Genomic DNA, 26,260 nt, shown 5'->3' on the forward strand with positions numbered 1-26,260 from the left:
GTGAGGGAAGAGGGGAAACAAGGACAATGGCTGCGCAAAGAATGGTTACGCCACCTTCTGGCCCAGCCGCTGGGGCCGCCGGAATATGTGATTGATGCCCAACAAGCGGCGGCCGAACTTTGCCGCTGCTGATTCCGGCGGACAGTGGCTTGTTCTATTCAAATATGCCGTTGGCTTTTTATTTGAAAATACTTCGCTGCCCGGCCGAAGCCCAAGCGTCTCGGAATAGTTGAAGTAAATTTGACTAGTATTCTGAGCCTCAGCCCCGCCGTATCGCCCACTTCTCCTCGCCCGCGCCGCCGATGACCCCTGCTCCCCGCCCCGACGCTTCGCAGCCGGAACCGGCCGCCGCGCGCGTGCCGCGCAGTCGCTGGCAGCGCTGGCGGCAGCCCCTGCTGCTGGGCGCGGCCCTGTTGAGCGGGGTGTTGCTGGGCTCGAACCCCTTCCGGCCTTCCGACCAGAACCCCGACGCCACGGCCCGGGGCTACCTTAAGTTCAAGGAAATCCTGAGCTACGTGGACCGCGAATACGTCGACACGGTCAACGCCGAGGAGCTGTCGGACTACGCCATCAAGCGGATGCTGGAGAAGCTGGACCCGCACTCCGTCTACATCCCGGCCAAGGAACAGCAGCAGGCCGCCGCCTTTCTGCAGAGCGACTACGACGGGGTGGGCGTGGAATTCAACCTCTTCCGCGACACGGTGACGGTGGTGTCCCCGCTCAGCGGCGGCCCCGCCGAGCAGGCCGGCCTGCAGCCCGGCGACCGGGTGCTGGCCGTCGACGGCCAGAGCGTATCGGGCCAGCACCTGAGCACCGACCAGGTATTCGGGCGGCTGCGCGGGCCGCGCGGTAGCACCGTGCGCGTGCTGGTGCTGCGCCGCGGGCAGACGCGCCCGCTCACCTTCGCCATGACGCGCAACCGCATTCCGAACACCTCGGTGGACGTGGCGGCGCTGCTGGCGGACGGCACCACCGGCTACGTCAAAATCAGCCGCTTTGCCGCCGGCACCTACGAGGAATTCAAGGAGGGCCTGGGCCGGCTGCGGCGCGAGGGCATGACCCGGCTTATCCTCGATTTGCGCGGCAACCCCGGCGGCTACCTCGACCGCGCCACCAAGATTGCCGATGAGTTTATCGGCGGCACGCGCAAAATCGTGTACACCGACGGCAAGGGCGACCAGTACGACACCCAGACGTTTTCGCGGGTGGCCGGCGAGTTTGAGGACGGCCCGCTGGTGGTCATTGTTGACGAAGGCTCGGCCTCGGCCTCCGAGGTACTGGCCGGTGCCTTGCAGGACCAGGACCGCGCCCTCGTGGTGGGCCGCCGCTCCTTCGGCAAGGGCCTGGTGCAGCAGCCCATCACCCTCAGCGACGGTTCGGAGCTGCGCCTGACCATTGCGCGCTACTACACGCCCTCGGGCCGCTGCATTCAGAAGCCCTACCGCGACGGCGTGGCCGCCTACGACAAGGACCTGCAAGAGCGCTACAGCCGCGGCGAGGCCTTTCACGCCGACAGCGTGCATTTCGCGGCCAACCTGCGCTTCCGCACCGCCCACGGCCGCAGCGTGTACGGCGGCGGCGGCATCATGCCCGACGTGTTCGTGCCCCGCGACAGTTCGGCCCAGAACCGCTACTACGCCCGCCTGCAGGGCGCCAACCTGGTGCGCGAGTTCGGCCTGCAGCTCTACCAGGACCACCGCGAGGAGCTGGAGCAGCTCACGTTCGAGCAGTTTCGCAAGGCTTTCGAGGTGAGTGACGTGCAGCTGCAGGCCCTGGCGGCCCGCGCCGCGCAGGAAAAAATCCGGCAGGACCCGACGGCCCTGCGCCGCTGCACGCCCGCCCTGCGCAACCAGCTCAAAGCCCTGGTGGCCCGCAGCGCCTACGGCAAGGACGCCTACTTCGCCATCCTGCGCGACCAGGACCACGAGCTGATTCAGGCCCTGCAGTCCTTGCAGGATGCCAATGCCAAGCTGGCCCTGGGCGAGACGAACGGGCAGTAGGCCGGGTATCGTAGCGCGGAGTAGGGCGAACTGTTAGTTCGCGTATCGTTGCTGACGCCCAAACGACTACCGTGCTGCGCCACGCCAACTGAAAGTGCACTACCTCGCCCTGCGGCTCACACTATCGCATCATCCGACAACGCCGGATGCGACTACCTGCCGGGTTACGTCACGTGGGGCCGAGGCGGCTTCCGCGTCGATAAGCGGCAGGTAGCGGCGAAAGGTCAGCAGCAGCGCGGCGCACAGGGCCGTGTGCAGCCAGATGAAGGCGGGCGTGCCCAGGGCCCAGGGCTGCGCCAGCACGCCGGCTTTCAGCACGCCGTTCAGCAGCCGGAACAGGTAGCCGAACTCGAACAGCATCGGGCCCAGCGCGAAGCCCAGCAGCCACAGCCAGGGGCGCGGGTTGCGGAGGCGGCGGTAGGCCCACCACAGCGGTAGGCCCGACAGCGCGGCCACCAGCAGGATCATAAGGGCTTTGTAGAGGATGAGCTGCGGGCTGTCGGGCCAGAGGGTGCGGATGATGGTCAGCTCGTCGCCGCCACCCAGCAGCGCGGTGAAGAGGCGGGCGAAGGGCAGATTGGCGAAGAGCAGCGAGAAGCCCAGGCCGCGGCGCTTCGGGTCCGGGGAAGTCAGCGCGGTGGCGCCGAGCCACATCATCAGGTAGGAGAACAGCGGGCCGGCGGCGCTGGTGAGGAAGCCCAGCGCGGGATGGGCGCAGGCGGGGCCGGATTGCCACTGGTTGAAGTCGCGGGGGCCGAAGGAGCCGCAGACCAGGCCGAGCACCGAAAGATGCGCCAGCTCGTGCAGCTCGGTGAAGACGAGCAGGGCCAGGGCAAACACGAAGAGGTAGCGGGCAGTCAGGCGCAGCGTCATGGTCGGTAGCGAAAAAGAGCGGAAACCACTTGCAAGTAAGCGGCTGGCCACGGGCGGCACCATCGCACGATGATGTGAAGCCCGCGCCGCAGAGGCCAGGTGGCGGGCCGGTACGGCTTTTTCGTACCTTCACCGCCCCGGCCCGCGGGCCGCATTCCCACCCCGTTTCCCGTCTGATTATGCCGTATTACCACCGCCTCGGTCAGATTCCGCGCAAGCGCCACACCCAGTTCCGCCAGCCCGACGGCTCGCTCTACGCCGAGCAGCTGGTGGGCACCCTGGGCTTCCACGGCGTCTCCTCGCTGCTCTACCACCGGAACCCGCCCACCCAGATCAAGCGCGTGGGTACGCCCCGGCCCTACGCCCCGCAGCTGCTGAAGGACCGCCCGCTGCAGCCCACCCACCTGCGCACCCTGCCCCAGACCGTCACCGGCCCCGACTACCTGGCCGCCCGCCAGACCATGATGGGCAATGCCGACGTGACGCTGAGCATCTGCAACCCCGCCCCGGGGCGCATGGACTACTACTACAAAAATGCCCTGGCCGACGAGGTCATCTTCGTGCACGAAGGCCGCGGTGAGCTGTGGAGCCAGCTGGGCAAGGTCGCCTTCGAGCCCGGCGACTACATCGTCATTCCGCGCACCATCATTCACCAGTTCCATTTCGAGGACGGGCCGGTGCGCTTGCTCATCATCGAGTCGTTCAGCCCGGTGGAAACCTGCCGGCGCTACCGCAACCACTTCGGCCAGCTGCTGGAACACTCGCCCTACTGCGAGCGGGACATCCGCCCGCCCCACGAGCTGGTGACCGAGGACGACGACCGGGGCGAGTACCGCGTGCTGGTGAAGCGCGAAGGCGCCCTGCACGAGCTGATTTACGCCCACACGCCCTTTGACGTGGTGGGCTGGGACGGGTTCTTCTTCCCTTACGCCATCAGCATCCACGACTTCGAGCCCATTACCGGCCGCATTCACCAGCCGCCACCCGTGCACCAGCAGTTCGAGGCCCATAACTTCGTCATCTGCTCCTTCGTGCCGCGCCTGTTCGACTACCACCCCCAGGCTATTCCGGCGCCCTACAACCACTCCAATGTGGACTCCGACGAGGTGCTGTACTACGTGGCCGGCAACTTCATGTCGCGCCGCGGCGTCGACCTGGCGTCGTTCACCCTGCACCCTTCAGGCTTGCCGCACGGCCCGCACCCGGGCACCGTGGAGGCCAGCATCGGCAAAAAGGAAACGCACGAGCTGGCCGTAATGGTGGACACCTTCCGCCCGCTCTACCTCACCGAAACGGCCCTGCAATACGAGGACACCGGCTACCCCCTGAGCTGGAACCCCGACTACCCGCACGCCGGCCCCAAACCGGCCGACATGATGGACTAGGGTGGGCGCAAAAAAGCTTGAAGCGGTGCGGCGCGGGCAATTCGGTTGCCGGGGCCGCACCGCTTCGTTCTTGATAATTGTCAAGTGGCGGCGTTCGGCACCGGGAATACCTTTGTCCGGTACTATTTCGCCCCTTTCGCCTATGCGCCTCACCACCTTATTCTGCCTGCTGTTGTTGCTGTTGGTAAGCGCGGGCTGCCAGAAAGAAAAAGCCGAGCCCCGTACGCTCGCCCTGGAAGTGGTCGACCAGTGGACGGCTTTGGCAGATGTCAGCGCCGCTCCCACCGGCCCCCTGACGCAGTTCCTGGCCACTAGTCGGATACGGTCGGCCTGCGCGGATACCTGCCGGCGCAATAAAACGTCGCTGGAGCGGCTGCAAAGTGCCACTCTGGCGGAGGCGACGCTGACGGTAGACGCCCCGCCGGGCCAGACCTTTGACTTTCTGCGGCAGATGAACTTCTACATCATGTCGGGCAATGGCAACGACCAGATTCTGCTGGCTACCGCGACGAACATTCCCCAGGGAGCTACCCGGCTGACGCTCACGCCGACCAATGCCTCCCTGCTGGCTTATTTGCGCAACCGGGAATACTACCTCAAGCCGCAGGTGGAGATGACCCAGCCAGGGTGGGCAGTGGCCCGGCTGCAGTTGCGGCTGCGCTTCCGGGTGCAGGCCCACCAGACGCCCTGAGCAGATTGGCGGCCGGCGGTTGTCAATGGCGCGTTGGGCGGGAAAACGTGTAAGTACAATAATCGGCGCGGGGCTGCACTTAAGCTCCGTGCCGTAGGACTCTGGAACGAATCTGCGGCGAGAGGCCTTTAGGGTTCAACCACTGCGTGCGGCGCGTGCGTATGTTGCGCCACACTCGTTCTTCTGACCATGAAAAAAGTCCTGTTTCTGTTCACGGCCCTGCTGCTCCTCGGCGCGGCCGCCTGCAAGAAAGTCGACAAGCTGCTGACCTTCTACGTGGAGGATTCGCAGAACATTCGCATCTCGTCCAACTTCCCCCTGGGCATTGCCACGCAGCTGGCCCCGGTAGCCGTGACGACCAACTCCTCGCAGACTTTCGCCAACAACGACACCCGCGCCGATTTGGTGAAGGACGTCAAGCTCGACAAGCTCACGCTGACCATCACCGACCCCTCGTCGCAGAACTTCGACTTCCTGCAGAGCATCGAAATCCGCATCAGCGCCGATGGCGCCGATGAAATCGTGCTGGCCTCGGCCACTTCCATTCCGCAGGGGCAGCGCACCATCACGCTCACACCCAGCGCGGCCAAGCTCGACGCCTACCTCAAGGCCAGCCAGTACACGCTGAAAACCCGCGCCACCGTGGGCCGCAACGTGCCCCAGGACGTGACCGTGCGCGCCGACTCGCGCTTCAAAGTCACCGCCGACCCGCTGTAGGCCGCGGTGCCTCGCCAGAACCGCCGACCAGCGTAGCCGCTGGGCCCTAGCTAACGAGCCTACCACCGAAAACAGCACCGCCCGAATCCCGCGTCTGCAGGTTCGGGCGGTGCTGTTTTCGGTTGCTGCCAGTGCATCTGCGGGGTCGCGAGGAATCAGGATGGCCACGCTGGTCGACGGTTCCCTGGGCTCTGCGTTACCGGTTGCGGCCGTACTGCTCGTGCGAGCTGACCCAGTCCGAGCTGCTGATGGCCGAGGCCAGACTCAACTCGCCGGCCAGTACCACGCCGGCCACGATTTCGGCGAATTTGTTGACGGTGCCGCGGCCCACGCAGTTCAGCATGCGCAGGCACTCGTTCTGGGTGGCCAGGCCGGTGCCGCCGCCGTGGGTGGCCACGATGAGCGAGGGAATGGTAATGCTCAGGTACAGGTCCTTCTCGGCTGTCACCTCCGAGTAAATTACCCCGGCCGACGACTCCGACACGTTGGCCACGTCCTGCCCGGTGGCAATGAACATGGCCGTGATGCCGTTGGCCGAGTGCGCGCCGTTGTTGTTGGCCCCGCTCAGGAAGGCGCCCACGTTGCTCACCTGCCCGTGATAGGCCAGCTGCTCGGGCGTCACGCGCATGCGCTGCTGCAGAATGTCGCGCTTGATGACGGCCTCGGCCACCACGCGCTTGCCCCGGGTGCGCATCACGTTGATCTGCGAGGCCTTCTTGTCAGTGGCGAAGTTCGACTCCAGGTAGAAGTGCCGGATGGGGGCGCCCTTGTAGTTTTCCAGAATCCAGGAGCAGGCCGCGAAGGTGGCCCGGCCCACCATGTTCTGCCCCGCCGCGTCGCCGGTGCTGTAGTTGAAGCGCAGGTAGGCAAACTTGTTGGCCAGGTAGGTGTCGATGTATTGCAGCTTGGCCACGCGCGAGGTGCATTCGGCCTCGGTGCGGATGGGCCCGATTTCCTGCTCGATCCACTTGGCGAAGTCGCGGGCGCCGCGGGCGTCGTCGAACACGAACACCGGGGCGCGCTGCATCGCGTCGCCGATGACGGTGCACTTCACCCCGCCGCAGAGGTTGAGCACCTGCATGCCGCGGTTGTAGCTGGCCACCAGGGTGCCTTCGGTGGTGGCCATCGGGATGAGGAAGTCGCCCTGGGCGTGCTCCCCGTTCACGCGCAGCGGCCCGGCCAGCCCGATGGGAATCTGGGCCACGCCGGTGAAATGCTCGCAGTTGCCCTGCAGCATGTGCGGGTCGAAGGAGTACTTGCCGAGGTGCTCGAACTGCTGCCCGCTGAACTGCTCGGCAAAGCGCTGCCGGGCCTGAATGGCGGCCTCGGAGTAGTCGTCCTGGTCCTGGCGCGGAATGCGCACCCGCGAGTCCTCGTGCACGATGGCGTCTTCCACTTCCACGTTCAGCGCCCCGAAGGGCTCGGCCTGAAACTGCAGGTGCACCGGGTGCATGCCCTCGGGCAGCGGCTCGGTGTGCAGGCGCACGGTCAGGCTCTGGCCCACCGGGAAGTTGAGCCCGCCGTTTTCGGCCAGCTCGGTGGCCGGGCGCACGTTGCCGTCGCCCAGGTCCAGCGTTATCGATTCGGGCCCGAGCGTGCGCCCGTCCACGCGCACCGAGTCGATGCGGGTGAGGTGTACCGTGTCGAGGCGGTTCTTGAGGGAGAAGGCGACGCCGCCGTGGTCGGGGAGGTTGTGCAGGCTGCCGCGGGTGTAGAGCAGCTTGAGCAGCATCGGGCTCGGGGAAAAGATCATGGCCGGGATAGAGTTCGGAAGGTGGCGCGGGAAAGTACGCAACGGGCGCGGGCCCGGCCATAAGTTTAAGGGTTTCCGAGTGGAATGCTACTGCCGACGCCGGCCCTTGGGCTTGTTTCCGGATTGCCAGCCCTGGCTGCAATCGAAGCGGAGGGCCACCACGTAGCGCACATCTACCGACTGACCGGCCCGGTAGCCGGGCGTAAATCGGGGCAGGAGCCGCACCACGCGCAGGGCTTCCGCGTCGCAGTATTCGGCTAGACTCTTAAGTATGGTTGGGCGCTGTATCTGACCGTCACGGTCAACGATGAAGCTGACGAATACGCGGCCTTCGATTGTAGTACGTGCGTACTGGGGCGGGTAGCGCAGCTGGCGCATCAGAAACGCCTGCATCTGCTCTACACCGCCAGGATACATGGGCTGTTGCTCGGCGTAGGCGTATACCGGGCGGCCCGCGAACGTATCGATAGGCGTAGCCGGTACTGGTGTCTGCTGGGCTTCGAGGGGAATGCCGTCGAACTTGGACGGCGTGGACTTGATTCGCCGTTTGGCCGGTTGCTGTTGAGCCTGCGCGTAGCCGATACTCGCGGCCAGCAGGAGTAGAATGGCGAATAAGCGCATCGGCTGGCCCGGGGTGTTCATTTCTTTGTCGGCAGGCTGAACGTAACCGGCAGGGTATAGCGCACCGCCACGACCTGCCCATTCTGCCGACCCGGCGTCCAGGCGGGCATCTGGCCGATGACGCGCAGGGCTTCCTCGTCGCAGCCGGCCCCAATGCCTTTGAGAACCTTCAGATCGGAAAGCTGCCCGTCGGGGCGCACGACGAACTGCACGAATACCTTGCCTTCAACCTGCTGCTGCCGGGCTTCGGCGGAGTAGCGCAGATTCTTCCCTAGATACTCCCGTAGCCCCTCCGGGCCGCCGGGCGGCTGGGGCATCTGCTCCGTGTAGTCGTAAATGCGGGAGGCCTCTTGTGCCGGGCTTGGTTCTGGTTCCAGCATGGGCTCCGGTAGGTCTATACTGATACCTATTACTTGGATTTCCATATCCGGGACTCCGGCGAGCGGAACGGGCTTCGGCCGCCGCGTTGGCCGGGCCGCCGGCCGCCGCGTCGTGGCATTGGTCGTTGTGGCTTTCCGCGTCTGCGCCCAGGCTTCGCGGGCCGTCAGGCCCTGGCCGAACACCAACGCCGCTGCCAGCGCAAACGCCCGCGCCCACAGCCCAAAGCGCACCGGTCGCCCGCTCGTCAGCTGGTTCGGCCGGAAGCGCCCGCAAACCCGCCCGTCAGCGGATTCGATGCGCGCCTGCACCAGCTCAGCGGCCGAGGCTTGGGTGAAGTCCACGACTTCCCTGTTGCAGGCGGCGCAGTGGCGGCCCTGCTCGGTGGGCGTCATGCGGTGCCAGTCTTCGTGGCAGGCCAGCAGGCGGATATTGGTGATGGGCAGTTCGTGTAGCATAACGGACGGGAATAGACAGCGCTAACGCGCACACCAGCCGGAATATTGGCCGCCACTACTGCCCCGTTGCCGGCGCGGCGGGCGGCGTCTCGCAGCGGGCCAGGGCCAGCAGCCAGTCCTCGCCGAAGCGGGTGAGGCGGTAGTAGCGGTGCGTGCCTACGTTGGCCCAGCGGAGCACCCCAGCGCGCACTAGGCTGCCCAGGGCGTGCCCGGCCGCAATGCGCTGCACCCCGGCGGCGGCGGCCAGCTGGGCCGTGGTGCTGGCCTCGCGCTCCACGAAGGCATAACAGATGTGGCTCATGGTGCCGTAGCCGCGGCTGTTGCGGCCCGGCACCAGGGGCCGCAGGGCCTCGGCAATGCGGGCGCGGATGCGGTCCGGCTCGAAGCGGCGCGGGTCGGTGGTGTCGCGGGGCTGGTCGCGGCGGGCAATGCGCTCGGCCAGGGCGTCGATGACGGGCACGCCGGTGGGCTCGGCAGGAATAACGGGCATAGCAATGGCTGGAACAGCCGCGGGGGGCTAATTCGGGGTAAACGGGAAGATACAGAGCCCCCGACTGACTACCAAAGCACGGCCAGCGCCCATTCCGACCCCCTGGGTTGCCCAATCAGCCCGTCGTGTATCGGCCGCGTCGATGAAGGCGCCCAAAAACAGCCTTCGTGTATGCTTGCCACATGTGCCAGCTTCTATCAGCGGCAATCGTGTATCGTCTGCACCTGTGCGAGTCTCTATCGATGGCAGTCATGTATGCTTGCCACATGTGCAAGCTTGTGTAGACGGCGGCTGCGTATGATTACCACACGTGCGGGAGCGTATAAAACAAGCAGCAGTATTCTTACTGATAATCACTGCTCTTATACATGCTGACTGACTAGTATAACCGTCGGTGGAAGCGCATAAACCAGCGAAGCGTGTATCAAAACTGGGGCAGCGAAAGGACTCCTGCATCGAGCACTGGCCGACCTGGGCGGGGGCAGGTGGCTCGCGTCAGGTCCTGGCGGCTGGCCTGCTACTCGAAGTACTCCCGGCCGTCGGTGTCGATGTAGCCCGTTTGGCCGGCGGCGGTGGTCACGCGGGCCACGCCGGCTACGAAGGGCTCGGCGGCGGCGTACTTGGGCGCCACCAGCAGCTTGCCATCGGCGCCGAGGTAGCCGAAGCGGCCCTGCTGCTCCACGATGGGGAACTGGTAGCCGTTCTGCTCCACGGCCGTAATGGCGTCGAACTGCGGCTCCAGGCGCAGGCGGCCCCGGTTGTCGACCACGCCCCACTTCGGGCCGCGGCGCACCAGCAGCAGGCCGTCGTGGTACAGGTCGCGCACCTCGTCGTACACGGGCGGCACCTCGGCGTGGCCCACCGTGAAGCGGAAGCCCACCTTGCCGCCCTGCCGCACCGGGTCGCCCTGGGCCATGAAGTCTTCTTCGAGCACTTCGGGCGGGGCGGTGAGGCGCTGCCCGCTGCTGTTGATGTCGAAGGCCTCGCCGCCGGGCAGGCTCACGCGGGCGCGGCCGCCGCGGAAGGTGCCCGCCCGCTCGAACTGCACCGGCGTGACGGCGTTGCCCGCGCCGTCGATGTAGCCGTAGAGCGGGCCCACGCGCACCCAGGCCACTTCATCCACGAAGGGGCCGGCCTCGTCGTAGCGCAGGGGCAGCACCAGGCGGCCGCGGCGGTCGGCGTAGCCCCACTGCGCGCCCTTGCGGTAGGGCACCAACCGCGCCGGCCCGGGCTGGGCGGGGGCGGGCCGGGGGGCGGACCACAGGCCCACAGCCAGCAGTAGCCAGGCGAAACGAATCATGCGGACGGGGTAGGGTGGAGGCAGAGCCCAGCAGTGAGGGCCTCCGAAATTACGCATTTCGACGCGCCGGAGCAAGGTGAGCGGGTGAACTGCCGAACGTCGGGCCGCGCGCAGGGGAAGCCTCGCTGCCGCTTCACTGGACGGCATCGGAACAGCCCGTCATGTCGAGCGAAGTCGAGACATCTCGCGTGCTGATGGCCGGTGGCAACCTCAAGGAGAGAATTACTATCCAGCGAGATGTCTCGACTTCGCTCGACATGACGACCTATAAGCAGTTCATCATCAAATGCGGAGCCGCAACCAACCTCCGGGACGGCGGCAGTATCTTCCGGGTATCCGCTGCCTGCCGCTCTCATGTCGCTTTCCGCCGATTATCCGCGCTTCACCTTCGCCGCCGACGGCCTGACGCCCGCGCAGGCGGCGTTTTTCCGGCAGCACGGCTTCCTGCACTTTCGCGGCTTTGCCGGGCCCGCCGAGGTGGGGGCGCTGCGCGCGGCCATAGCCGAGCTGCAGGCCCGCTGGCTGCGCGAGGGCGTGCGGCGGGTCAACGGCATTCCGCTCAAGTTCGGCCGCGACGAAGCCGGCCGGCCCTTGATTCAGCGCTTGGCTTTTGCCGCCCAGCACAGCCCGGGGCTGGCCCGCTGGCTGCAGGATGCACGCCTGCCGGCCCTCTTCGCCCTGCTCGACGGGCCCGACGTCCGCCTCGGGGTGGAGGAGAAAAACGGCCTGGTGGTGGGCCAGTACCGGCACGCGCCCGGCTCGCGGTTCAGCCAGATGGGCTGGCACACCGATGCCCTGCGCGACGTGTTCGACGGGCGCCGCCCCGCCGCCATGCTCAACGTGGGCCTGCACCTCGACGCCTGCCCCGCCGCCCACGGGGGGCTGCGGGTGTTGCCCGGCACCCACCGCCAGGGCCTGGCCGGGCTGCTCTGGCGCAAGCGCTACTTCCTCGATACCCGCCCCGACGCGGCCGAGCTGGCCCTGGAAACCGAAGCCGGCGACCTGACCGTGCACGACGGCCGCCTTTGGCACCGCGTGGCCCGCGCGGCCGCGCCCGGCGAAGTTTCACTGCGCCGGGTACTCTACGTGCCCATTCTCAGCGGGCCGCGGCAGCCCCGCCACGCCGGCAGCGCCACCCCGCTGTACCTGCGCTTCCTCGATTGGCTGCGTTGACATTCGGTTTCTATCTTGCTGGCTATCCGCCCGCCCTGACCCTATGCACCACCTCATCTACCTCAGCACGCCCACCCAGCCCCTGACCGACGCCGAGCTGCGCGCGCTGCTGACCAGTGCCCGGGCCCGCAACACGGAGCTGAACGTGACCGGCATGTTGTTTTACGGCCCCGGCCATTTCCTGCAGCTGCTCGAAGGCGACGAGCTAACCCTGGCGGCCCTTTACGAGCACATCGGGCAGGATGCGCGCCACCACAGCCTGGTGAAGCTGGCCGACAAAGCCGTGGTGGGCCGCAGCTTCGGCGACTGGGCCATGGCCTTCCGCCCCCTCGACCCCGATCTGTTTCGCTACGTGCACGGCTACCTCGCGCCGGAGGAGGTAAACCTGGCCAATACCGGCCTTAGCCACGCCGACGTGATGCTGCTAGAGCTGCTGCGCACGCATTTGCGGGAGGAGCGCCCGGAGTAGCGCGCCCGTTGGCCCGGCCGGCCGCGCATCGTACCTTGCCGCCCGACCTTTCGGCCCCGTATGCTCCGCCTTCGTCCTACCGCCCTGCTGCTCGCCTGCGGGCTGCTGACCGCCCCACCCCTGCGGGCCCAAAAGAAACCCACCGCCGACGGCCGCATCGAGGCCGCCGCGGCCCGCGTGGAGGCCCAGGTCATAGCCTGGCGCCGCGACATTCACGAGCACCCCGAGCTGGGCAACCGCGAAACCCGCACCGCCGCCCTCATTGCCGCCGAGCTCAGGCGCCTGGGCCTGGAAGTGCAGACCGGCGTGGCCAAAACCGGCGTGGTGGGCCTGCTGCGCGGCGGCAAGCCCGGCCCCGTGGTGGCCCTGCGCGCCGACATGGACGCGCTGCCCGTGACGGAGGAGCGCAAAGTGCCTTTCGCCTCCAAGGAGCGCGCCCAGTACAACGGCCAGGAAGTGGGCGTGATGCACGCCTGCGGCCACGACGCCCACGTGGCCATGCTGCTGGGCGCCGCCAACGTGCTGGCTTCGATGAAAGCCGAGCTGCCCGGCACCGTCAAGTTCATCTTCCAGCCCTCCGAGGAAGGTCCGCCCCCCGGCGAGGAAGGCGGCGCCAGGCTCATGGTGAAGGAAGGCGTGCTCGACAAGCCCCGGGTCGACGCCGTGTTCGGGCTGCACATCAACGCCCAGACCGAGGTGGGCCAGCTGAAGTACCGCGCCGGCGGCATGATGGCCAGCGCCGACGTGTTTCAGATCAAGGTGAAGGGCAAATCGGCCCACGGCGCCTACCCCTGGCTGGCCGTCGACCCGGTGGTGGCCGCCGCCCAGATCATCGTGGCCCTGCAAACCATCGTCAGCCGCGAGGTGCAGCTCACCGACGACGCGGCCGTGGTGACGGTGGGCATGGTGCACGGCGGGGTGCGCAACAACATCATTCCCGAGCAGGTGGAGCTGCAGGGCACCCTGCGCGCCCTCAACGCCAAAACCCACGAGCTGCTGGCCCAGAGCGTGAAGCGCGTGGCCACCAACGTGGCCGAAGCCGCCGGCGCCACCGCCGAGGTGGAGGTGCGCCCCGCTGCCCCGCTCACCTACAACGACCCCGCCCTGACGGCCCGCATGCTGCCCACCCTGCGCCGCGTGGCCGGCATTCCGAACGTGACGGAAATGCGCGCCGTGACCGGGGCCGAGGACTTCGGCTGCTACCAGGAGCAGGTGCCCGGCCTCTTTCTCTACCTCGGCGGCATGCCTCAGGGCACCGACCCGGCGCGCACCGCTCCGCACCACACCGCCGGCTTCTACGTCGACGACTCGGGCCTGAACCTGGGCGTGCGCACCCTCGCGCAGCTGGCCGTCGATTACCTGGGAAATAGCGGCCGTTAAGCACGCCTCTTCCGTTGCCCGCGCCGCCGGTTCCTCGCAGCAGGAGCCGGCGGCGCGGCTGTGTGTAAGGCCGGGTGGCAGCGGGCAAAATCAACGCCGGCGCGTGGATTGGGGCCGCGTAGCGTTGGCGGAAATGTTCAAATAATGAGCCCGCGCCCGTGGTGCCGGCGGGCAGGCGTGCGCGTTACGGAACGATGGGTAATGGGTTGAGTTTTTTGAGCTTTTTTCAGTGAAAAAAATATTTACTCATAAACTCGCATAAAAATTAGTTGAGATTAAAAAATCATTAATTTGCCGAACATCCAGTCCCCATCTGGTAACAGTCCAACTCTTTTCCCAACCAACTCTCCTAATCACTGTTCATGCTTAACAAGTACTCCGCCCTCGGGCTGGCCCTGCTCGGCAGCCTGACTGCCCAAGCCCAGGATGGCGCCCGCGTCGGCGCACCCCAACTCCTGAAAGGGGCCGATGGCCAACCCGAATTCGTGCAGTTCCCCGCTGCCGCCCGTCCCCTCGATTCGCGCGTGGCCCTGGCCGCCGCCCTGCCCCTTACCCAGAACGACGAGCTGCGCGTAGCGCGCACCGAAGCTGACGAGCTGGGCTTTACCCACGAGAAATTCCAGCAGTACTACAAAGGAGTGAAGGTGGAGCACGCCACCTACACCGCCCACCGCCGCAACGGCGCCGTGGAAAGCCTCAGCGGGGACTTCGAGAAGCTGCCCGAAGGCCTCAGCGTGCGGCCCTCCGTGTCGGCCGAGTCGGCGCTGCAGGCGGCCATGAGCTTCGTGCGCGCCAGCAAGTACATGTGGCAGCTGCCGAACGAAGGCGCTGCCGCTATGGAAACCGAAGGCAAGAGCACCTTCAAGCCGGCCGGGGAGCTGGTGCTGGTGCGCAACGCCATGAGCATGGACGCGGCCAAAGCCGGTCAGCTCACCCTGGCCTGGAAGCTGGACGTGTACGCGGCCCAGCCCGTGAGCCGCGCCTACATCTACGTGGACGCCCACACCGGCGAAATCGTGATGCAGGACGCCATCATCAAGCACGCCGCCGCCACGGCTACCTTCGCCACGGCCTACAACGGCACCCGCTCGCTGGCCAACGAAACCACCACCGGCGGCTACCGCCTGCGCGAGTACACCCGCGGCCTTGGCATCGAAACCTACAACGCCAAGAAGGGCAACAGCTACACCGCCGCCGTTGACTTCATCGACGCCGACAACAACTGGACGGCCGCCGAGTACAACAACGCCAACTACGACAACGTAGCCGGCGACGCCCACTTCGGTGCCCAGGCCACCTACGACTACTGGAAGAACGTGCACGGCCGCAACTCCTACGACAACGCGGGCGCCAAAATCAAGAGCTACGTGCACTTCGACGACGTACCCGGCGGCGCTGGCTACGAAAACGCCTTCTGGAACGGCTCGGTGATGACCTACGGCGACGGGGCCAGCACCTTCAAGCCGCTGACGGCCATGGACGTGTGCGGCCACGAAATCGGCCACGCCGTGTGCGAAAAGACGGCTAACCTGACCTATCAGAACGAGTCGGGTGCCATGAACGAAGGCTTCTCCGACATCTGGGGCGCCTGCGTGGAAGCCCTGGCGGTATCGAACTACGGCCTGACCGGCAAGAGCACCTGGCTGATCGGCGAGGAAATCATGAAAGCCGGCGGCGCGCTGCGCTCCATGAGCAACCCCAACGCCTACTCCCAGCCCGACACCTACCAGGGCACCTACTGGCGCGCTACCACCTCCTCGCCCACCTCGAGCAACGACTACGGCGGAGTGCACACCAACTCGGGCGTGCTGAACTACTGGTTCTACCTGCTGGCGCAGGGCGGCTCGGGCACCAACGACAAAGGCACGGCCTTCTCGGTGGCCGGCGTAGGCATCGATGCCGCCGCTAAAATTGCCTTCCGCACCGAAAGCGTGTACCTCTCAGCTTCGTCGAACTACGCGGCTGCCCGCACGGCCGCCATTTCGGCTGCCACCGACCTCTACGGTGCTGGCTCGACGCAAGTAACGGCCGTGACCAACGCCTGGGCCGCTGTCGGTGTAGGCGCTGCTGCCGGTGGCGGCGGTGGCGGTACCACCACGTACTGCGCTTCAAACGGCTCGACGCAGTCGTACGAGTGGATTGACCTGGTGCAGCTGGGCTCGATCAACCGCGCTTCGGCTAAAGAAACCGGTGGCTACTACAACGGCACCGCTACCAGCACCTCGCTGGCGGCCGGCGCTGCGGCCACCGTCTACTTTTCGGCCGGCTTCACCAGCACGGCGTACACCGAGTACTGGAAAGTCTACATCGACTACAACAAGAACGGCGTGTTCACCGATGCCGGCGAACTGGTCGTGTCGGGCTCCTCGTCGAGCGCGGCTACGCTGAGCGGTACCTTCACGGTGCCCACCACGGCTAAAAACGGCACGACGCGGATGCGCGTCATCATGAGCGACGCTTCGGCTACCACCAGCTGCGGCACCTTCAGCTACGGCGAAACCGAGGATTACACGGTGAACATCACCGGCGGTGCCGCCGTCGCGCCGAGCGTAGCTGGCATCAGCGGTGCTACGGCCATCGGCAACGAAGTGGCCCGCGACGCGGTGGCCTACCCGAACCCGACGGCCGGCCTGCTGACCGTGGCCCTGCCCAACAACGGCGAGCTGAAGTCGGTAAAGGTGTACGACCAGCGCGGTGCTGAGGTGAAAGTGCGCGTAGTGGCCGGTGGCCAGCTCGATGTGAGCAACCTGAAGGCCGGCATCTACCAAGTGAGCCTGTCGGATGGCCAGAAAGCCTTCCGCACCCGCTTCGTGAAGGAATAACCGCCTTCCACTACCGTTAGGGATGATGAAAAGCCCGTCGCGCAGCCGCGCGGCGGGCTTTTTTTATGTTTGCGGGCCCGCGGTGGTGCGTCCGTTTTGGCCAGCGCCGCGTCTGTTCCGCCCTATGCACCTTGCCCTTGTTACCTGCGACGCCCTGGCTCAGTACCAGAGCACCGGCGTCGCCGACGAAGACCACCAACTCGCCGACTACCTGCGCGCCCGCGGCCTCGATGTCACGTTTGCCTCGTGGTCGGATGCCGCGGTGCGCTGGGAGCAGTTCGACGCGGCGGTGCTGAAGTCGCCCTGGGACTACTTCGACCGCCCCGCCGAGTTTCACCGCTGGCTCGACGAGCTGGACCAGCGCGGCGTGCGCCTGCTGAACCCAACGAGCATCGTGCGGCCCAACGCCGACAAAAGCTACCTGCGCGCCATGGAGCAGGCTGGCGTGCCCATCGTGCCGACGGTGTGGCTGCCCAAGGGCAGCCGCGTGGACACCGCCGCGCTGCTCACCGCGCTGGGCCAGCCCGAAAAGCTGGTGCTCAAGCCCACCGTGAGCGGCGGCGCCAAGGACACCTTTGCCCTCACCCCCGACGAGGCTGCCGCCGCTACCGCGCAGCTGCAGGCCCTGGTGGATGCCGGCGACTTCATGGCCCAGCCCTTCCTGCCGCAGATTCAGACGGCGGGCGAGTGGTCGTTGCTGTTTTTCGGCGGGCAGCTCAGCCACTGCCTGCGAAAGACGCCCAAGTCCGGCGACTTCCGCGTGCAGCACATGTTCGGCGGCGGCATCCACGCCGAAACGCCCCCCGCTTTCATCCAGGAGCGGGCCGCCGACATCGTGCAGCACTTCGCCCCCGGCTGCCTCTACGCCCGCGTCGACGGGGTGGAAAACGGAGAAGGCGGCTTCTGGCTGATGGAGCTGGAGCTGATCGAGCCCTTCCTCTACCTCGACTCGGCCGGCCCCGCCGCCTACGCCCGCTACGCCAACGCGCTGCTGGAGCTGCTGAGCCGCAAGTAGCGCCGCCGGCTCGCTCCGCCGTCATTGCGAGCGAAGCAATCTTTCCTCTCGCGGCACGACGGCCCAACTGGCAGAAGCCGAAAACCGCACCGCCCGAAACTGGAGTTACCGGTTTTGGGCGGTGCGGTTTGTGCCGCGAGAGGAAGGATTGCTTCGTCCTTCGTCCTCGCAATGACTGCTAGTGCTGCTCCCGGCCGCAAAATCCGCGTAATCCGAAAAATCCGTCGAATCCGTGGTCCTAGAAGCCGTGCCCAATGAACCCGCCGTCGACCGACAACGTCTGGCCGGTAATGTAGCTGGCGGCGGGCAGGCAGAGGAAGGCCACGGCCGCAGCCACTTCCTGCGGCTCGCCGATGCGGCGCATGGGCGTGCGGCCGATGACCTCCTGGCGGTAGTCCTCGTCGCTGAGCACCCCGGCGGCCAGCGGCGTCTGGATGTACCACGGCGCGACGCAGTTGACGCGGATGCCGTCGGGCGCCCACTCGGCGGCCAGGTAGCGGGTGAGCTGCACCAGGGCGGCCTTGGTCATGCCGTACACGGCGCCGGTGCGCACGTGCGTCAGGCCCGCCACCGAGGAGATGTTGACGATGGCGCCGGCCCCGCTTGCCTTGAGCAGCGGATGCGCCAGCTGGCAGAGGCTGAAGGCCGAGTCGAGGTTGGTCTGCATCACGTGCTGGTACTCCTCGGCGGTGTACTCCGTGGTAGGCTTGCGCACGTTGGTGCCCACGTTGTTCACCAGCCCGTCGAGGCGGCCCCAGCGGGTTTGCACCGCGTTGAGCAGGGTCTGACGGCCGTCGAGGCGGCTTACGTCGCTGGGAATGGCGTGGGCATCGAGGCCCTGTTGCTGCCAGGCGGCCACGGCGGCTTCCAGCGGCTCGGGCCGCCGGGCCACCACGACCACTGTGGCCCCGAAGCCCAGCAGCTCCTGGGCCACGGCCGCCCCGATGCCGGCCGAGGCCCCGGTGACGATGAACACGCGGTCTTGCAGCGACCAGCGCGTGGCCGCATCAGTGGGAAAGGGCATAGCTCGGCGGAGAAAGGATGGAGGCAGCACGAAGCGTTGCTTCGCGTATCGTGAAATGGTCAGCGCCCGGACGTCAGCAGCAATACGTTGAGCCGCGCGCTACGGCCGCTACTTGATTTGGTATTCGGCTTTCAGCTCGAAGGTAGCGTAGCCGTCGTTCTGGGCGGGGTTGCCGCGCCGGCTCACGTCGTCGAGGTGGTCGGTGGTGGTGAAGGTGTAGAGGCCCTGGGCCGATATCCAGAGGCGCGGCACCACGTTGAAGCTCAGCCCGCCGCCGACGGGCGCAATCAGGGCCGTGCCGGGGTAGTCGGGCCGCTCGGGGGGCAGGAAGCCTTCGGGCACATTCGGGATGTTCACGCCCCGGTAGGCCTTGGGGTTGTAGATGGCGAAGCCCCCGCCGGCCTGCAGATAGGGCTTGATGCGGGCGTACTGGTTGCGCGTGGCGCCGTACCACGAGGGGTCGGTCAGCGGCTCGAAGCGCACGAAGCTGGTCAGCGAGAGGTTGCGGCCCCGGAATGCCAGGGCGCGCTCCAGCAGCTTGTCGGTGCCGGCCAGCTGAAACCAGGTCAGGTCGCCGCCCACGGCCCAGTGCGGGCGCCAGGTGTACACCAGCCCGGCGCTGACGGCCGGGCCCGGGCGCAGGCCGCCCAGGTCGCCGAAGTAGAGGGCCGCGCCGCCGCCGGCCGTGAGGCGCAGCGGGCCGCGGTAGAAGCCGCGGCCCTGCGCGTCGTAGTGGCGGCGGGGGCCCTGGGCCTGCGAGGCCAGCGGCGCCAGCAGGGCCGCGCCGAGGAGAAAGGAGGCTATGCGCACGAAATCGAAGCAATGGTGAGTGGGCCGGAGTACGCCCGCCGCGCGGCGGGCGTTGCCGGGCCCGAACTTACTTAAACATGCCCTGCGGGTCGGGCAGCTTGTCCTTGAGCTGGCTGATGAGCTCAAAATCGATGCTGCTGAAGTCCAGGGTGCGGGCTTTGTGCAGGGATTCCCAGGCGCCCGGGTAGTTTTCCTGCTTGAACTGCACCCAGGCCAGCTGCTGCCAGGCGTAGGCGTTGTTGGCGTCGGCCGCGAGGGCGCGGTGCAGGTAATCGTCGGCCGTTTTCAGGTCCTTGCTCTTCTTGGTCTGCTCGAAGCGAATGAGGTAGACTCCGCCCACGTCGGTGAGTAGCTGGGCGTCGGTGGGGGCCAGGGCCAGGCCCTGGCTGAACAGCTGGAGGGCTTCGTCGGGGGAGTTGCTGGCGGTGAGCAAGCCCAGGCCGCGGTAGGGCGCGGGGTTTTTCGGGTCGAGCACCCAAGCCAGGTTGAAGCGGTAGCGGGCCGTGTCGGCCTGGCCTTCCTTGAGGTATTCGTAGGCCTTGTTGGCGAAGAACTGGCTGGCTTCGGTGCGGGAGGCAAAGCTCTGTTCGGCGCTCTGCAGGAAGGCCGCGCCCACCAGCTGCTGGGCCGCTTCGGGCGTGAGGCCGCCGAACAGCGGCAGCAGGCGCCGGGCTGCGGCGGGCACGTCGGCGGCGGTGCCTTTGGCTTTGACTTTTTGGGCCTGGGCCGGATCGGTCAGCAGCAGGCCGGCCGTGAGCAGGGAAAGCAGAAAAGGAAGTCGTTTCATCGGTACTAACCGGGACGCAGGCGGCGCGCCCCGAGTTCCTAAAGGTACGGGGCCGGGCCGAACAGCGCCCCGCCCACCGCCAACGTCGCCGCAGCCCGATCATTGCCCGGCCTGGCCAATTCAGTGCGGGGCGACATCCGTCGGGGCGGGGCCTGCGTAGTTCGGCTGCGCCCGCACCGGGTGCGGCATTTTTTGGCTGCTTATGACAATTTCCCGCTGGCTGCTCGTGCCGGCTTTGCTGGTGCTGCCGCTGCTGCTGGTAGCGGCCAATGAACTGGCCGTGGCCCGCGCCAGCCGCCGCACGGCCGACGTGGCCTACGTGCCCGCCACCGACTCGGCCTACGACGCCACCCGCCACCGCCTCGACGTGTACGCCCCGCGCGAACCAGCTACCGCGCCGCGGCCGGTAGTGGTGTTCATTCACGGCGGCAGCTGGGCCAGCGGCAACAAGGATTTCTATAGCTACGTGGGCCGGCGCCTGGCCCGGCTGGGCGTGGTGGCCGTGGTCGTCAACTACCGCCTCGCCCCGCAAGTGCGCGTGCCGCAAATGGCCGACGACTGCGCACGCGCCGTGCTCTGGTTGCAAACCCACATCCGGGAGTACGGCGGCGACGCCGGCCGCATCTACCTCATGGGCCACTCGGCCGGCGGCGGCCTGGCCGCCTGGCTGGCCACCGATGACGCCCTCTTCGCCCGCCGCGGGCAGCCGCGCAACCCGGTGCGCGGCGTCATCCTCGACGACGCCGCCGGCCTCGACATGTACGATTACCTGCGCCGCATGGAATTTCCCGACGACCGGCAGTACCTCGCGGCTTTCGGGCCCGAGCCGGCGGGCTGGCGCGAGGCCTCGGCTCTGTATCACCTGCACGCCGGGGTGCCGCCCTTTCTGGTGTTCGTGGGCGCGAAGACCTACCCCTCCATCACCCGCAGCAACGAGAAATTCCGGCAGCGGCTGACGGCGCTGGGGGCCGCGCCGCCCTACCACGTGCTGCCCGGCAAAAAGCACGCGGCCATGGTGCTGCAGCTCTACTGGCCCGGCAACGTCATCTACCGCGAGCTGCGGGCGTTTATCCAGGCCGACACGGCGGCGCGGTTGTAGGTCGTTTCGGCGGGGCTGGGTGGGCAGCACGACGGTCTGCTAAACCGCTGCCTTTTTGATTGCGGTCCATTGACCCCGTCCGACTCTACTACCTGCTCCGCTGAGCAACGACGCGGCTGACTGGCAAAAAGCAAAGGCCGCCTCAATCCGGGGCGGCCTTTGCTTTTTGCGAACTGCGGGGCTGGTCAGCCCTCGAACACGGCCATTTCGTGCCAGAGCTTCTCGAAGGCCCGGTCGTAGGGCTGCACCACGGCGGGGTCGTCGGTGATGAGCAGGTTTTCGAGGTTGTAGAGCGCGGCCGAGCGCGTCCAGTTGTAGCTGCCGGTGAGCACGGCGCGGTGGTCGGCCACGGCAAACTTGTGGTGCATGTGGTCGGCGGTGCGGTCGACGCGCACGGGCACGCCGGCTTGCTGCAGCTCCCGCACGTCGGAGCCCCGGTCCAGCAGCTTGTCGTTGTCGGTGATGAGGCGCACGCGCACGCCGCGCCGGTGGGCGGCCAGCAGGGCCTCGGTCAGCCGGTCGTCGGCCACCGTGAACACGCACACGTCGAGGTGGGCGGCGGCCTGCTCGATAAAGCGGCGGATGGCGCCCACGCACTCGTTGCCGGGGCTGAAGTACACCTGCGGCTGGTGCGCCGCCGCCCCGGGCAGCACCGCCGTGGCCCCGGCCAGCCAGTTGATGATGGCCTTGTCGAGCGGACTCGTCACCATTTCCTTGGCCAGCCCGAATACCTGCTGCCGCAACTGCGCTACGTCGCCGCCCTGCGCCACGAAGGCGGCGGTTTCGCGCTGCAGCATGGCGGCCTCCTGGGTGGAAAGCGTGGCGTCGGCCAGGGCCTGGCGGAAGCGGGTCAGCAGAACTTCGGTATCGGCGGCGGGGGAAACAGGCATGGGGAATAAGCAGAAGCAGAAAACAGGAAGGGGCATCCGGGCAACGGCCCTGCCGAGGGGGGAGCCGTGCGCAGCTTCCAACGGTCAGAACGGCTTTGGAAACGGGCCATCGGGTTTCTGAAAACGATAGGTCGATTTCCAAAAACGACCTATCGTTTCGGTCAGGACTCTAGGGCAGCAGCAGTGCCGAGGCTTTGCGGGCCTTGCTGCGGCCGGGCACGGCGGCGGCTACGTGCTGCTGGGCGTCGCGCAGGGCGGCGGCGTATGGTTCGTAGAGGACCCGCTCCAGGGTGCCGTCGGCGCGCTGCTCCACGTCCCAGAGGCCCGAGCGGTGCCAGGGCCGGTCCAGGTAGTCCCAATCGGGCCGGTCGATGATGGGGTAGAGGCACACGCCCAGCAGCGGCACGCCGGCCTCGATGGCCGACGCGCACTCCGCGGCCACGAAGCGCAGCCAGTCGGGGCGGTGCTCCAGCGGGTGGCTGGTTTCGGTGATGACGACGGGGCGGTGGTAGCGCTGGTAGGCCTCCTTCAGCAGGCTGCGCAGGGGGCGCCAGCGCGGGTCGCAGGTTTCGTTGGCCCAGCCCAGGCGGGCGTTGCTGTGGCACTCCCACTGGTTGTCGTAGTAGTAGTTGAAGCCCAGCAGGTCGAGGTACTCGGGCCGGCCACCCAGCTCGGGGCAGATGCGCCCGCTGAGCATGTCGACGGCCTGGTACTGGTACTCGTGCTGTTGCCGGGCCTCGCGCAGCTGCCGGGCCGTGGCCCCGTGCGGCGGCACGATGCTCACCAGCGGCTCGGTGGTGAGGATGCGGATGCCCGGGTCGGCTTCGCGCAGGGCCGCCACGCCCTCGATGTAGGCCCGCATCAGGCCGTACTTCACCTGCCAACCCTGGCCCACGCAGTAGGGCACGGTGCCGCGGGCGTCGCCGCCCAGCCAGCTCATAAAGCTCACCTCGTTGATGGGCGTCACGATCAGCTCGCCTTCGGGGCGCACCGAGCGGTAGAAGTCGACGAAGGCGCGGCACAGCGAGGCGAAGCGCCGGGCGAACATGGGGTGCAGCGGCGTCAGGTCGTCGGGGTAGCCGAAGTGGCACAGGTCCCAAAGCTGCTGCACGCCCTGGCGCCGGCCGGCTTCGAGCAGTTCGGCCACCGTGCTCCAGTCGTAGTGGTAGGGCGTGCGCTCCACTTGGCTCCAGCGGATGCCCTCGCGCACGGTGCCGATGCCGAAGGGCTGCAGGCGCTCATAGTCCTGGTCGAGCTGCTGGTAGTGGCCGGTCAGGTGCAGAAAGTCTACGCGCTGGCCGAAGCAGTTCTGCTGATCGGTGCATTCGTAGCCGCCCATCCAGAACGACTGGAACGGGGAAGCAGAGCGGGAAGCGTTGTTGAAGTCAAGCATAGCATCGAAAGTGAAGTGACAGCCGCCGGAACAGCGGCCTACTGCGGTGCGGGAATGACTGAAAGGTGAAGCGGATAAAGGCAACCGGCGGCTTCAGGGCTTGGCGGCGGCCTGGGCAGCGGTATTCAGTGCCGGCGCTGGCCCTGACCGCTCCCGGGCCGATACGGCGTGGGCCTCGATGAAGATACGTTTGAACTCCGGGTACTGGGCCCGGATGTTGTCCTGCAGCCGGTCGATGGCCTGCTCCACCTCGGCGGCGCTGATGCCGGTGCGGAACTTCACGTCGAGGGCCAGGATGACGTCGGAAGGGCCGAGGTACATGGTGAGCGGGGTGCGGGCTTGGCATTCCACGGCCGGGTCCTGCTCGGTGAGGCGCTCCAGCGTGGCCAGGGTGTCGGCATCCACGCCTTCGCCCACCAGCAGGGCGCGGGTGCGGCCCACCAGGAACACGGCCACCAGCATCAGAATCAGGCCGATAACGATGGAGGCGGCCCCGTCGAGGAAGGGGTTGTTCAGCAAGTGCCCGAAGTACACGCCCAGCAGCGCCACCACCAGGCCCACCACGGCGGCCAGGTTTTCGAGCACCGAGGCGAAGACGGCCGGGTCGCGGCTGCCGCGCAGGGTGGTCCAGAACCCGGCTTCACGGGCGCCTTCCAGCTGAAACAGCGCCTTCATGGCCAAGTACAGCGCCCAGCCTTCGAAGCCGATGGAAATGCCGAGCACCACGTAGTTCCACAGCGGGTCGGTGAGCGGCTCGGGGTGCTCGATGTGCTTGATGCCCTCGTAGAACGACATGCCGCCGCCGATGCTGAAGATGAGCACGGCCACGATCAGGCCCCAGAAATACAGCTCCTTGCTGTGCCCGAAGGGGTGGCGCGCGTCGGCCGGGCGCTGGCTGCGGCTGATGCCGTAGAGCAGCAGCACGGCGTTGCCGCTGTCGACGAGGGAGTGAATACCCTCCGAAAGCATAGCCGAGCTGCGGGTGAAGTAGGCGGCGACGAACTTGCTGACGGCAATGCCGATGTTGGCGAGCAGTCCGCCGTAGAGGGCGGCTTTGGAGGAATTGGGGTTTGCCACAGAAACGGGGTTAGAGTGGTCGGCCGGCCTTGCTATACGTAAGCCGCCGCGTTTGGCTGAATAGCCCGCAACTTACATCCAAAACCACCCGGGCCCTTCGCGGGTTACACCGCGCCGGCTGCCCCGCCGCCCTCACGCCCCGCTCTATGCCCGACACCTCTACTCCACCGCTGGCCCCCGACACCCTCGCGCCGCCCGCCGCGCCCCCTCTGCGCCGCGAGCTGGGCCTGCTCTCGGCCACGGCCCTGAACATGATTGACATGGTCGGCATCGGGCCCTTTGTCACCCTGCCGCTGGTCATGGGCTTCGTGGGGCCGTACTTCCTGCTGGCCTGGCTGGTGGGCGCCGGCCTGAGCATCTTCGATGGGCTGATCTGGTCGGAGCTGGGGGCGGCCTACCCCGAGGCCGGCGGCTCCTACCGCTTTCTGAAGCTGGCCTACGGCGAGCAGAAATGGGGCCGGCTGCTTTCTTTCCTCTACGTGTGGCAAACCCTGGTGCAGGCCCCGCTGGTGCTGGCCTCGGGCGCCATCGGCTTCGCGCAGTACTTCAGCTACCTGGTGCCCCTGCCCGAGTGGTGGCAGCCCAAGCTGGTGTCGGGCACGGTGGTGCTCTTGCTCATCGCGCTGCTCTACCGCCGCATCAGCGACATCGGCCGGCTGGGCGTAATGCTCTGGGTGGGCGTGCTCGGGCTCATGGCCTGGCTGATCATCGGCGGGCTCACCCACGCCACCCACGCGGTGGCCTGGCTGCCAGCCGGCGGCGCGGCGGCGCTGCCGGGCATTCTACTGTCGGCGGCCATGGGGCAGGCCACCGTCAAGACCATCTACAGCTACCTGGGCTACTACAACGTGTGCCACCTGGGCGGCGAAATCCGGGAGCCGCAGCGCGTGATTCCGCGCAGCATCTTCCTGAGCATCCTCGGCATCATGGCCCTGTATCTGCTGCTGAACTGGAGCGTGGGCTCGGTCATTCCCTGGCAGGAGGCCAAGGAGTCGAAGTTCATCGTCAGCACCTTCGTCGAGCGGCTGTACGGGGCCACGGCGGCCAAAGCGGCCACGGCCCTGGTGCTTTGGGTGGCCTTTGCCTCGCTCTTCGCGGTGCTGCTGGGCTACTCGCGCATCCCCTACGCCGCCGCCGCCGACGGCGAGTTTCTGCCCGTCTTTGCCCGCACGCACCCCACCAAGCACTTCCCGCACGTGTCGCTGCTGCTGCTGGGCGGGGTAGGCTTCGTGTTCAGTTTGCTCTTCAAGCTGGGCGAAGTCATCAGCGCCATCTTGGCCATGCGCATCCTGGTGCAGTTCGTGGGGCAGGCCGTGGGGCTGGTGCTGCTGCGCCGCCGCCGGGGCACGCAGGGGCTGCCCTTCCGCATGCCGCTCTACCCGCTGCCCGTCATCGTGGCCGTGGCCGTGTGGCTGTGGGTGTTTTTCAGCATCAAGGACGGCATCGTGCTCTACACCGACGCGGCGGCCCACACCCGGGTGTTTCTCCCGTTTCAGGTGGCGGCCCTACTGATGATGGGCCTGGGCACGGTCATTTTCGTGCTCTGGAGCCGACGCCTGGGCCGCTGGCCATTTCGCCGCTAGCCGCGCCCACGCTAGCTGTGCCAGTCGGCTGAGCTTCTCACCCGCAGACCAACAAAACGCCCCGGCCGAACA

General features: G+C 67.1%; 23 protein-coding genes. 11 read left to right on the forward strand and 12 right to left on the reverse strand.

Annotation, left to right across the window (positions count from 1 at the left end; translation table 11 throughout):
* The first annotated feature begins 302 nt into the window (after window positions 1-302).
* Complete coding sequence (locus FDY95_RS07855; protein WP_138076408.1) at window positions 303-2,000, forward strand: S41 family peptidase; 1,698 nt, start codon at window positions 303-305, stop codon at window positions 1,998-2,000.
* 129 nt (window positions 2,001-2,129) lie between these two features.
* Here FDY95_RS07855 and FDY95_RS07860 read toward each other — a convergent pair whose 3' ends face one another.
* Complete coding sequence (locus tag FDY95_RS07860) at window positions 2,130-2,873, reverse strand: hypothetical protein (RefSeq protein WP_138076410.1); 744 nt, start codon at window positions 2,871-2,873, stop codon at window positions 2,130-2,132.
* 179 nt (window positions 2,874-3,052) lie between these two features.
* On the opposite strand from FDY95_RS07860, the gene FDY95_RS07865 reads away from it, so the two are divergent.
* The 3 genes from FDY95_RS07865 (at window position 3,053) to FDY95_RS07875 (ending at window position 5,666) form a co-directional block, all read left to right on the forward strand.
* Window positions 3,053-4,258, forward strand: a complete 1,206-nt coding sequence (locus FDY95_RS07865; RefSeq protein ID WP_138076412.1) for a homogentisate 1,2-dioxygenase — start codon at window positions 3,053-3,055, stop codon at window positions 4,256-4,258.
* 142 nt (window positions 4,259-4,400) lie between these two features.
* Entirely contained in the window at window positions 4,401-4,949 is a 549-nt protein-coding gene (locus FDY95_RS07870) for a hypothetical protein (RefSeq protein ID WP_138076414.1), read from the forward strand.
* 189 nt (window positions 4,950-5,138) lie between these two features.
* Entirely contained in the window at window positions 5,139-5,666 is a 528-nt protein-coding gene (locus FDY95_RS07875; protein ID WP_138076416.1) for a hypothetical protein, read from the forward strand.
* A gap of 196 nt (window positions 5,667-5,862) precedes the next feature.
* Here the strand turns inward: FDY95_RS07875 and FDY95_RS07880 are convergent, their stop codons facing one another.
* From FDY95_RS07880 to FDY95_RS07900, 5 genes are all read right to left on the reverse strand, one after another.
* Window positions 5,863-7,419 (reverse strand): hydroxymethylglutaryl-CoA reductase, encoded by a 1,557-nt coding sequence (locus FDY95_RS07880; RefSeq protein ID WP_171025583.1) that lies wholly within the window; start codon window positions 7,417-7,419, stop codon window positions 5,863-5,865.
* 87 nt (window positions 7,420-7,506) lie between these two features.
* On the reverse strand, window positions 7,507-8,061 hold the full coding sequence (locus FDY95_RS07885) for an energy transducer TonB (protein ID WP_138076418.1): 555 nt from the start codon (window positions 8,059-8,061) through the stop codon (window positions 7,507-7,509).
* The gene (locus tag FDY95_RS07890; RefSeq protein WP_138076420.1) at window positions 8,058-8,876 is read right to left on the reverse strand and encodes an energy transducer TonB; all 819 of its coding nucleotides are present in this window, start codon (window positions 8,874-8,876) and stop codon (window positions 8,058-8,060) included. Before FDY95_RS07890 ends, FDY95_RS07885 begins: the two co-directional genes overlap by 4 nt.
* A gap of 55 nt (window positions 8,877-8,931) precedes the next feature.
* The gene (locus FDY95_RS07895; protein WP_138076422.1) at window positions 8,932-9,366 is read right to left on the reverse strand and encodes a helix-turn-helix domain-containing protein; all 435 of its coding nucleotides are present in this window, start codon (window positions 9,364-9,366) and stop codon (window positions 8,932-8,934) included.
* Window positions 9,367-9,883: 517 nt separating this feature from the next.
* A complete protein-coding gene (locus tag FDY95_RS07900; RefSeq protein WP_171025584.1) occupies window positions 9,884-10,666 on the reverse strand; it encodes a WG repeat-containing protein in 783 nt (260 codons plus the stop codon).
* A 354-nt stretch (window positions 10,667-11,020) separates the two neighbouring features.
* Here FDY95_RS07900 and FDY95_RS07905 point away from each other — a divergent pair, with 354 nt between their 5' ends.
* The 5 genes from FDY95_RS07905 (at window position 11,021) to FDY95_RS07925 (ending at window position 17,525) form a co-directional block, all read left to right on the forward strand.
* Window positions 11,021-11,839 (forward strand): phytanoyl-CoA dioxygenase family protein, encoded by an 819-nt coding sequence (locus tag FDY95_RS07905; RefSeq protein WP_138076426.1) that lies wholly within the window; start codon window positions 11,021-11,023, stop codon window positions 11,837-11,839.
* A gap of 43 nt (window positions 11,840-11,882) precedes the next feature.
* Window positions 11,883-12,308 carry a BLUF domain-containing protein gene (locus tag FDY95_RS07910; protein ID WP_138076427.1) on the forward strand — a complete coding sequence of 142 codons (426 nt, stop codon included), beginning with the start codon at window positions 11,883-11,885 and terminating at the stop codon, window positions 12,306-12,308.
* A gap of 60 nt (window positions 12,309-12,368) precedes the next feature.
* Window positions 12,369-13,688 carry an amidohydrolase gene (locus FDY95_RS07915; RefSeq protein WP_138076430.1) on the forward strand — a complete coding sequence of 440 codons (1,320 nt, stop codon included), beginning with the start codon at window positions 12,369-12,371 and terminating at the stop codon, window positions 13,686-13,688.
* A gap of 362 nt (window positions 13,689-14,050) precedes the next feature.
* Window positions 14,051-16,510 carry a M4 family metallopeptidase gene (locus FDY95_RS07920; RefSeq protein WP_138076432.1) on the forward strand — a complete coding sequence of 820 codons (2,460 nt, stop codon included), beginning with the start codon at window positions 14,051-14,053 and terminating at the stop codon, window positions 16,508-16,510.
* Window positions 16,511-16,634: 124 nt separating this feature from the next.
* Window positions 16,635-17,525 carry an ATP-grasp domain-containing protein gene (locus FDY95_RS07925; protein ID WP_138076434.1) on the forward strand — a complete coding sequence of 297 codons (891 nt, stop codon included), beginning with the start codon at window positions 16,635-16,637 and terminating at the stop codon, window positions 17,523-17,525.
* Between the two features lie 238 nt (window positions 17,526-17,763).
* On the opposite strand, the gene FDY95_RS07930 is transcribed toward FDY95_RS07925, so the two are convergent.
* The 3 genes from FDY95_RS07930 to FDY95_RS07940 form a co-directional block, all read right to left on the reverse strand.
* Window positions 17,764-18,549 (reverse strand): SDR family oxidoreductase, encoded by a 786-nt coding sequence (locus FDY95_RS07930; protein WP_138076436.1) that lies wholly within the window; start codon window positions 18,547-18,549, stop codon window positions 17,764-17,766.
* Between the two features lie 108 nt (window positions 18,550-18,657).
* Window positions 18,658-19,359: a hypothetical protein gene (locus FDY95_RS07935; protein WP_138076438.1), complete on the reverse strand. Its 702-nt coding sequence runs from the start codon at window positions 19,357-19,359 to the stop codon at window positions 18,658-18,660.
* 67 nt (window positions 19,360-19,426) lie between these two features.
* Window positions 19,427-20,146 carry a tetratricopeptide repeat protein gene (locus tag FDY95_RS07940; protein ID WP_138076440.1) on the reverse strand — a complete coding sequence of 240 codons (720 nt, stop codon included), beginning with the start codon at window positions 20,144-20,146 and terminating at the stop codon, window positions 19,427-19,429.
* Window positions 20,147-20,348: 202 nt separating this feature from the next.
* On the opposite strand from FDY95_RS07940, the gene FDY95_RS07945 reads away from it, so the two are divergent.
* Window positions 20,349-21,245, forward strand: a complete 897-nt coding sequence (locus FDY95_RS07945) for an alpha/beta hydrolase (protein ID WP_138076442.1) — start codon at window positions 20,349-20,351, stop codon at window positions 21,243-21,245.
* A gap of 185 nt (window positions 21,246-21,430) precedes the next feature.
* Here FDY95_RS07945 and FDY95_RS07950 read toward each other — a convergent pair whose 3' ends face one another.
* The 3 genes from FDY95_RS07950 to FDY95_RS07960 all read right to left on the reverse strand — a co-directional run bounded on the left by FDY95_RS07950 (window position 21,431) and on the right by FDY95_RS07960 (window position 24,605).
* Complete coding sequence (locus tag FDY95_RS07950; RefSeq protein ID WP_171025585.1) at window positions 21,431-22,135, reverse strand: phospholipase D-like domain-containing protein; 705 nt, start codon at window positions 22,133-22,135, stop codon at window positions 21,431-21,433.
* Window positions 22,136-22,304: 169 nt separating this feature from the next.
* On the reverse strand, window positions 22,305-23,528 hold the full coding sequence (locus tag FDY95_RS07955) for a glycoside hydrolase family 1 protein (RefSeq protein ID WP_138076446.1): 1,224 nt from the start codon (window positions 23,526-23,528) through the stop codon (window positions 22,305-22,307).
* A 93-nt stretch (window positions 23,529-23,621) separates the two neighbouring features.
* Window positions 23,622-24,605 carry a cation diffusion facilitator family transporter gene (locus FDY95_RS07960; protein WP_138076448.1) on the reverse strand — a complete coding sequence of 328 codons (984 nt, stop codon included), beginning with the start codon at window positions 24,603-24,605 and terminating at the stop codon, window positions 23,622-23,624.
* Between the two features lie 146 nt (window positions 24,606-24,751).
* Between FDY95_RS07960 and FDY95_RS07965 the strand changes: the two genes are divergently transcribed.
* Complete coding sequence (locus tag FDY95_RS07965) at window positions 24,752-26,188, forward strand: APC family permease (RefSeq protein WP_138076450.1); 1,437 nt, start codon at window positions 24,752-24,754, stop codon at window positions 26,186-26,188.
* The last annotated feature ends 72 nt before the right edge of the window (window positions 26,189-26,260 follow it).

This window comes from Hymenobacter jeollabukensis (assembly GCF_005771675.1).
GTDB classification, from domain to species: Bacteria; Bacteroidota; Bacteroidia; order Cytophagales; family Hymenobacteraceae; genus Solirubrum; species Solirubrum jeollabukense.

Excerpts from the sequence above, each read along its gene's own strand:
- FDY95_RS07855 (WP_138076408.1), top strand. The coding sequence starts at position 303 with ATGACCCCTGCTCCCCGCCCCGACGCTTCGCAGCCGGAACCGGCCGCC.
- FDY95_RS07860 (WP_138076410.1), bottom strand. The coding sequence starts at position 2,873 with ATGACGCTGCGCCTGACTGCCCGCTACCTCTTCGTGTTTGCCCTGGCC.
- FDY95_RS07865 (WP_138076412.1), top strand. The coding sequence starts at position 3,053 with ATGCCGTATTACCACCGCCTCGGTCAGATTCCGCGCAAGCGCCACACC.
- FDY95_RS07870 (WP_138076414.1), top strand. The coding sequence starts at position 4,401 with ATGCGCCTCACCACCTTATTCTGCCTGCTGTTGTTGCTGTTGGTAAGC.
- FDY95_RS07875 (WP_138076416.1), top strand. The coding sequence starts at position 5,139 with ATGAAAAAAGTCCTGTTTCTGTTCACGGCCCTGCTGCTCCTCGGCGCG.
- FDY95_RS07880 (WP_171025583.1), bottom strand. The coding sequence starts at position 7,419 with ATGATCTTTTCCCCGAGCCCGATGCTGCTCAAGCTGCTCTACACCCGC.
- FDY95_RS07885 (WP_138076418.1), bottom strand. The coding sequence starts at position 8,061 with ATGAACACCCCGGGCCAGCCGATGCGCTTATTCGCCATTCTACTCCTG.
- FDY95_RS07890 (WP_138076420.1), bottom strand. The coding sequence starts at position 8,876 with ATGCTACACGAACTGCCCATCACCAATATCCGCCTGCTGGCCTGCCAC.
- FDY95_RS07895 (WP_138076422.1), bottom strand. The coding sequence starts at position 9,366 with ATGCCCGTTATTCCTGCCGAGCCCACCGGCGTGCCCGTCATCGACGCC.
- FDY95_RS07900 (WP_171025584.1), bottom strand. The coding sequence starts at position 10,666 with ATGATTCGTTTCGCCTGGCTACTGCTGGCTGTGGGCCTGTGGTCCGCC.
- FDY95_RS07905 (WP_138076426.1), top strand. The coding sequence starts at position 11,021 with ATGTCGCTTTCCGCCGATTATCCGCGCTTCACCTTCGCCGCCGACGGC.
- FDY95_RS07910 (WP_138076427.1), top strand. The coding sequence starts at position 11,883 with ATGCACCACCTCATCTACCTCAGCACGCCCACCCAGCCCCTGACCGAC.
- FDY95_RS07915 (WP_138076430.1), top strand. The coding sequence starts at position 12,369 with ATGCTCCGCCTTCGTCCTACCGCCCTGCTGCTCGCCTGCGGGCTGCTG.
- FDY95_RS07920 (WP_138076432.1), top strand. The coding sequence starts at position 14,051 with ATGCTTAACAAGTACTCCGCCCTCGGGCTGGCCCTGCTCGGCAGCCTG.
- FDY95_RS07925 (WP_138076434.1), top strand. The coding sequence starts at position 16,635 with ATGCACCTTGCCCTTGTTACCTGCGACGCCCTGGCTCAGTACCAGAGC.
- FDY95_RS07930 (WP_138076436.1), bottom strand. The coding sequence starts at position 18,549 with ATGCCCTTTCCCACTGATGCGGCCACGCGCTGGTCGCTGCAAGACCGC.
- FDY95_RS07940 (WP_138076440.1), bottom strand. The coding sequence starts at position 20,146 with ATGAAACGACTTCCTTTTCTGCTTTCCCTGCTCACGGCCGGCCTGCTG.
- FDY95_RS07945 (WP_138076442.1), top strand. The coding sequence starts at position 20,349 with ATGACAATTTCCCGCTGGCTGCTCGTGCCGGCTTTGCTGGTGCTGCCG.
- FDY95_RS07950 (WP_171025585.1), bottom strand. The coding sequence starts at position 22,135 with ATGCCTGTTTCCCCCGCCGCCGATACCGAAGTTCTGCTGACCCGCTTC.
- FDY95_RS07955 (WP_138076446.1), bottom strand. The coding sequence starts at position 23,528 with ATGCTTGACTTCAACAACGCTTCCCGCTCTGCTTCCCCGTTCCAGTCG.
- FDY95_RS07965 (WP_138076450.1), top strand. The coding sequence starts at position 24,752 with ATGCCCGACACCTCTACTCCACCGCTGGCCCCCGACACCCTCGCGCCG.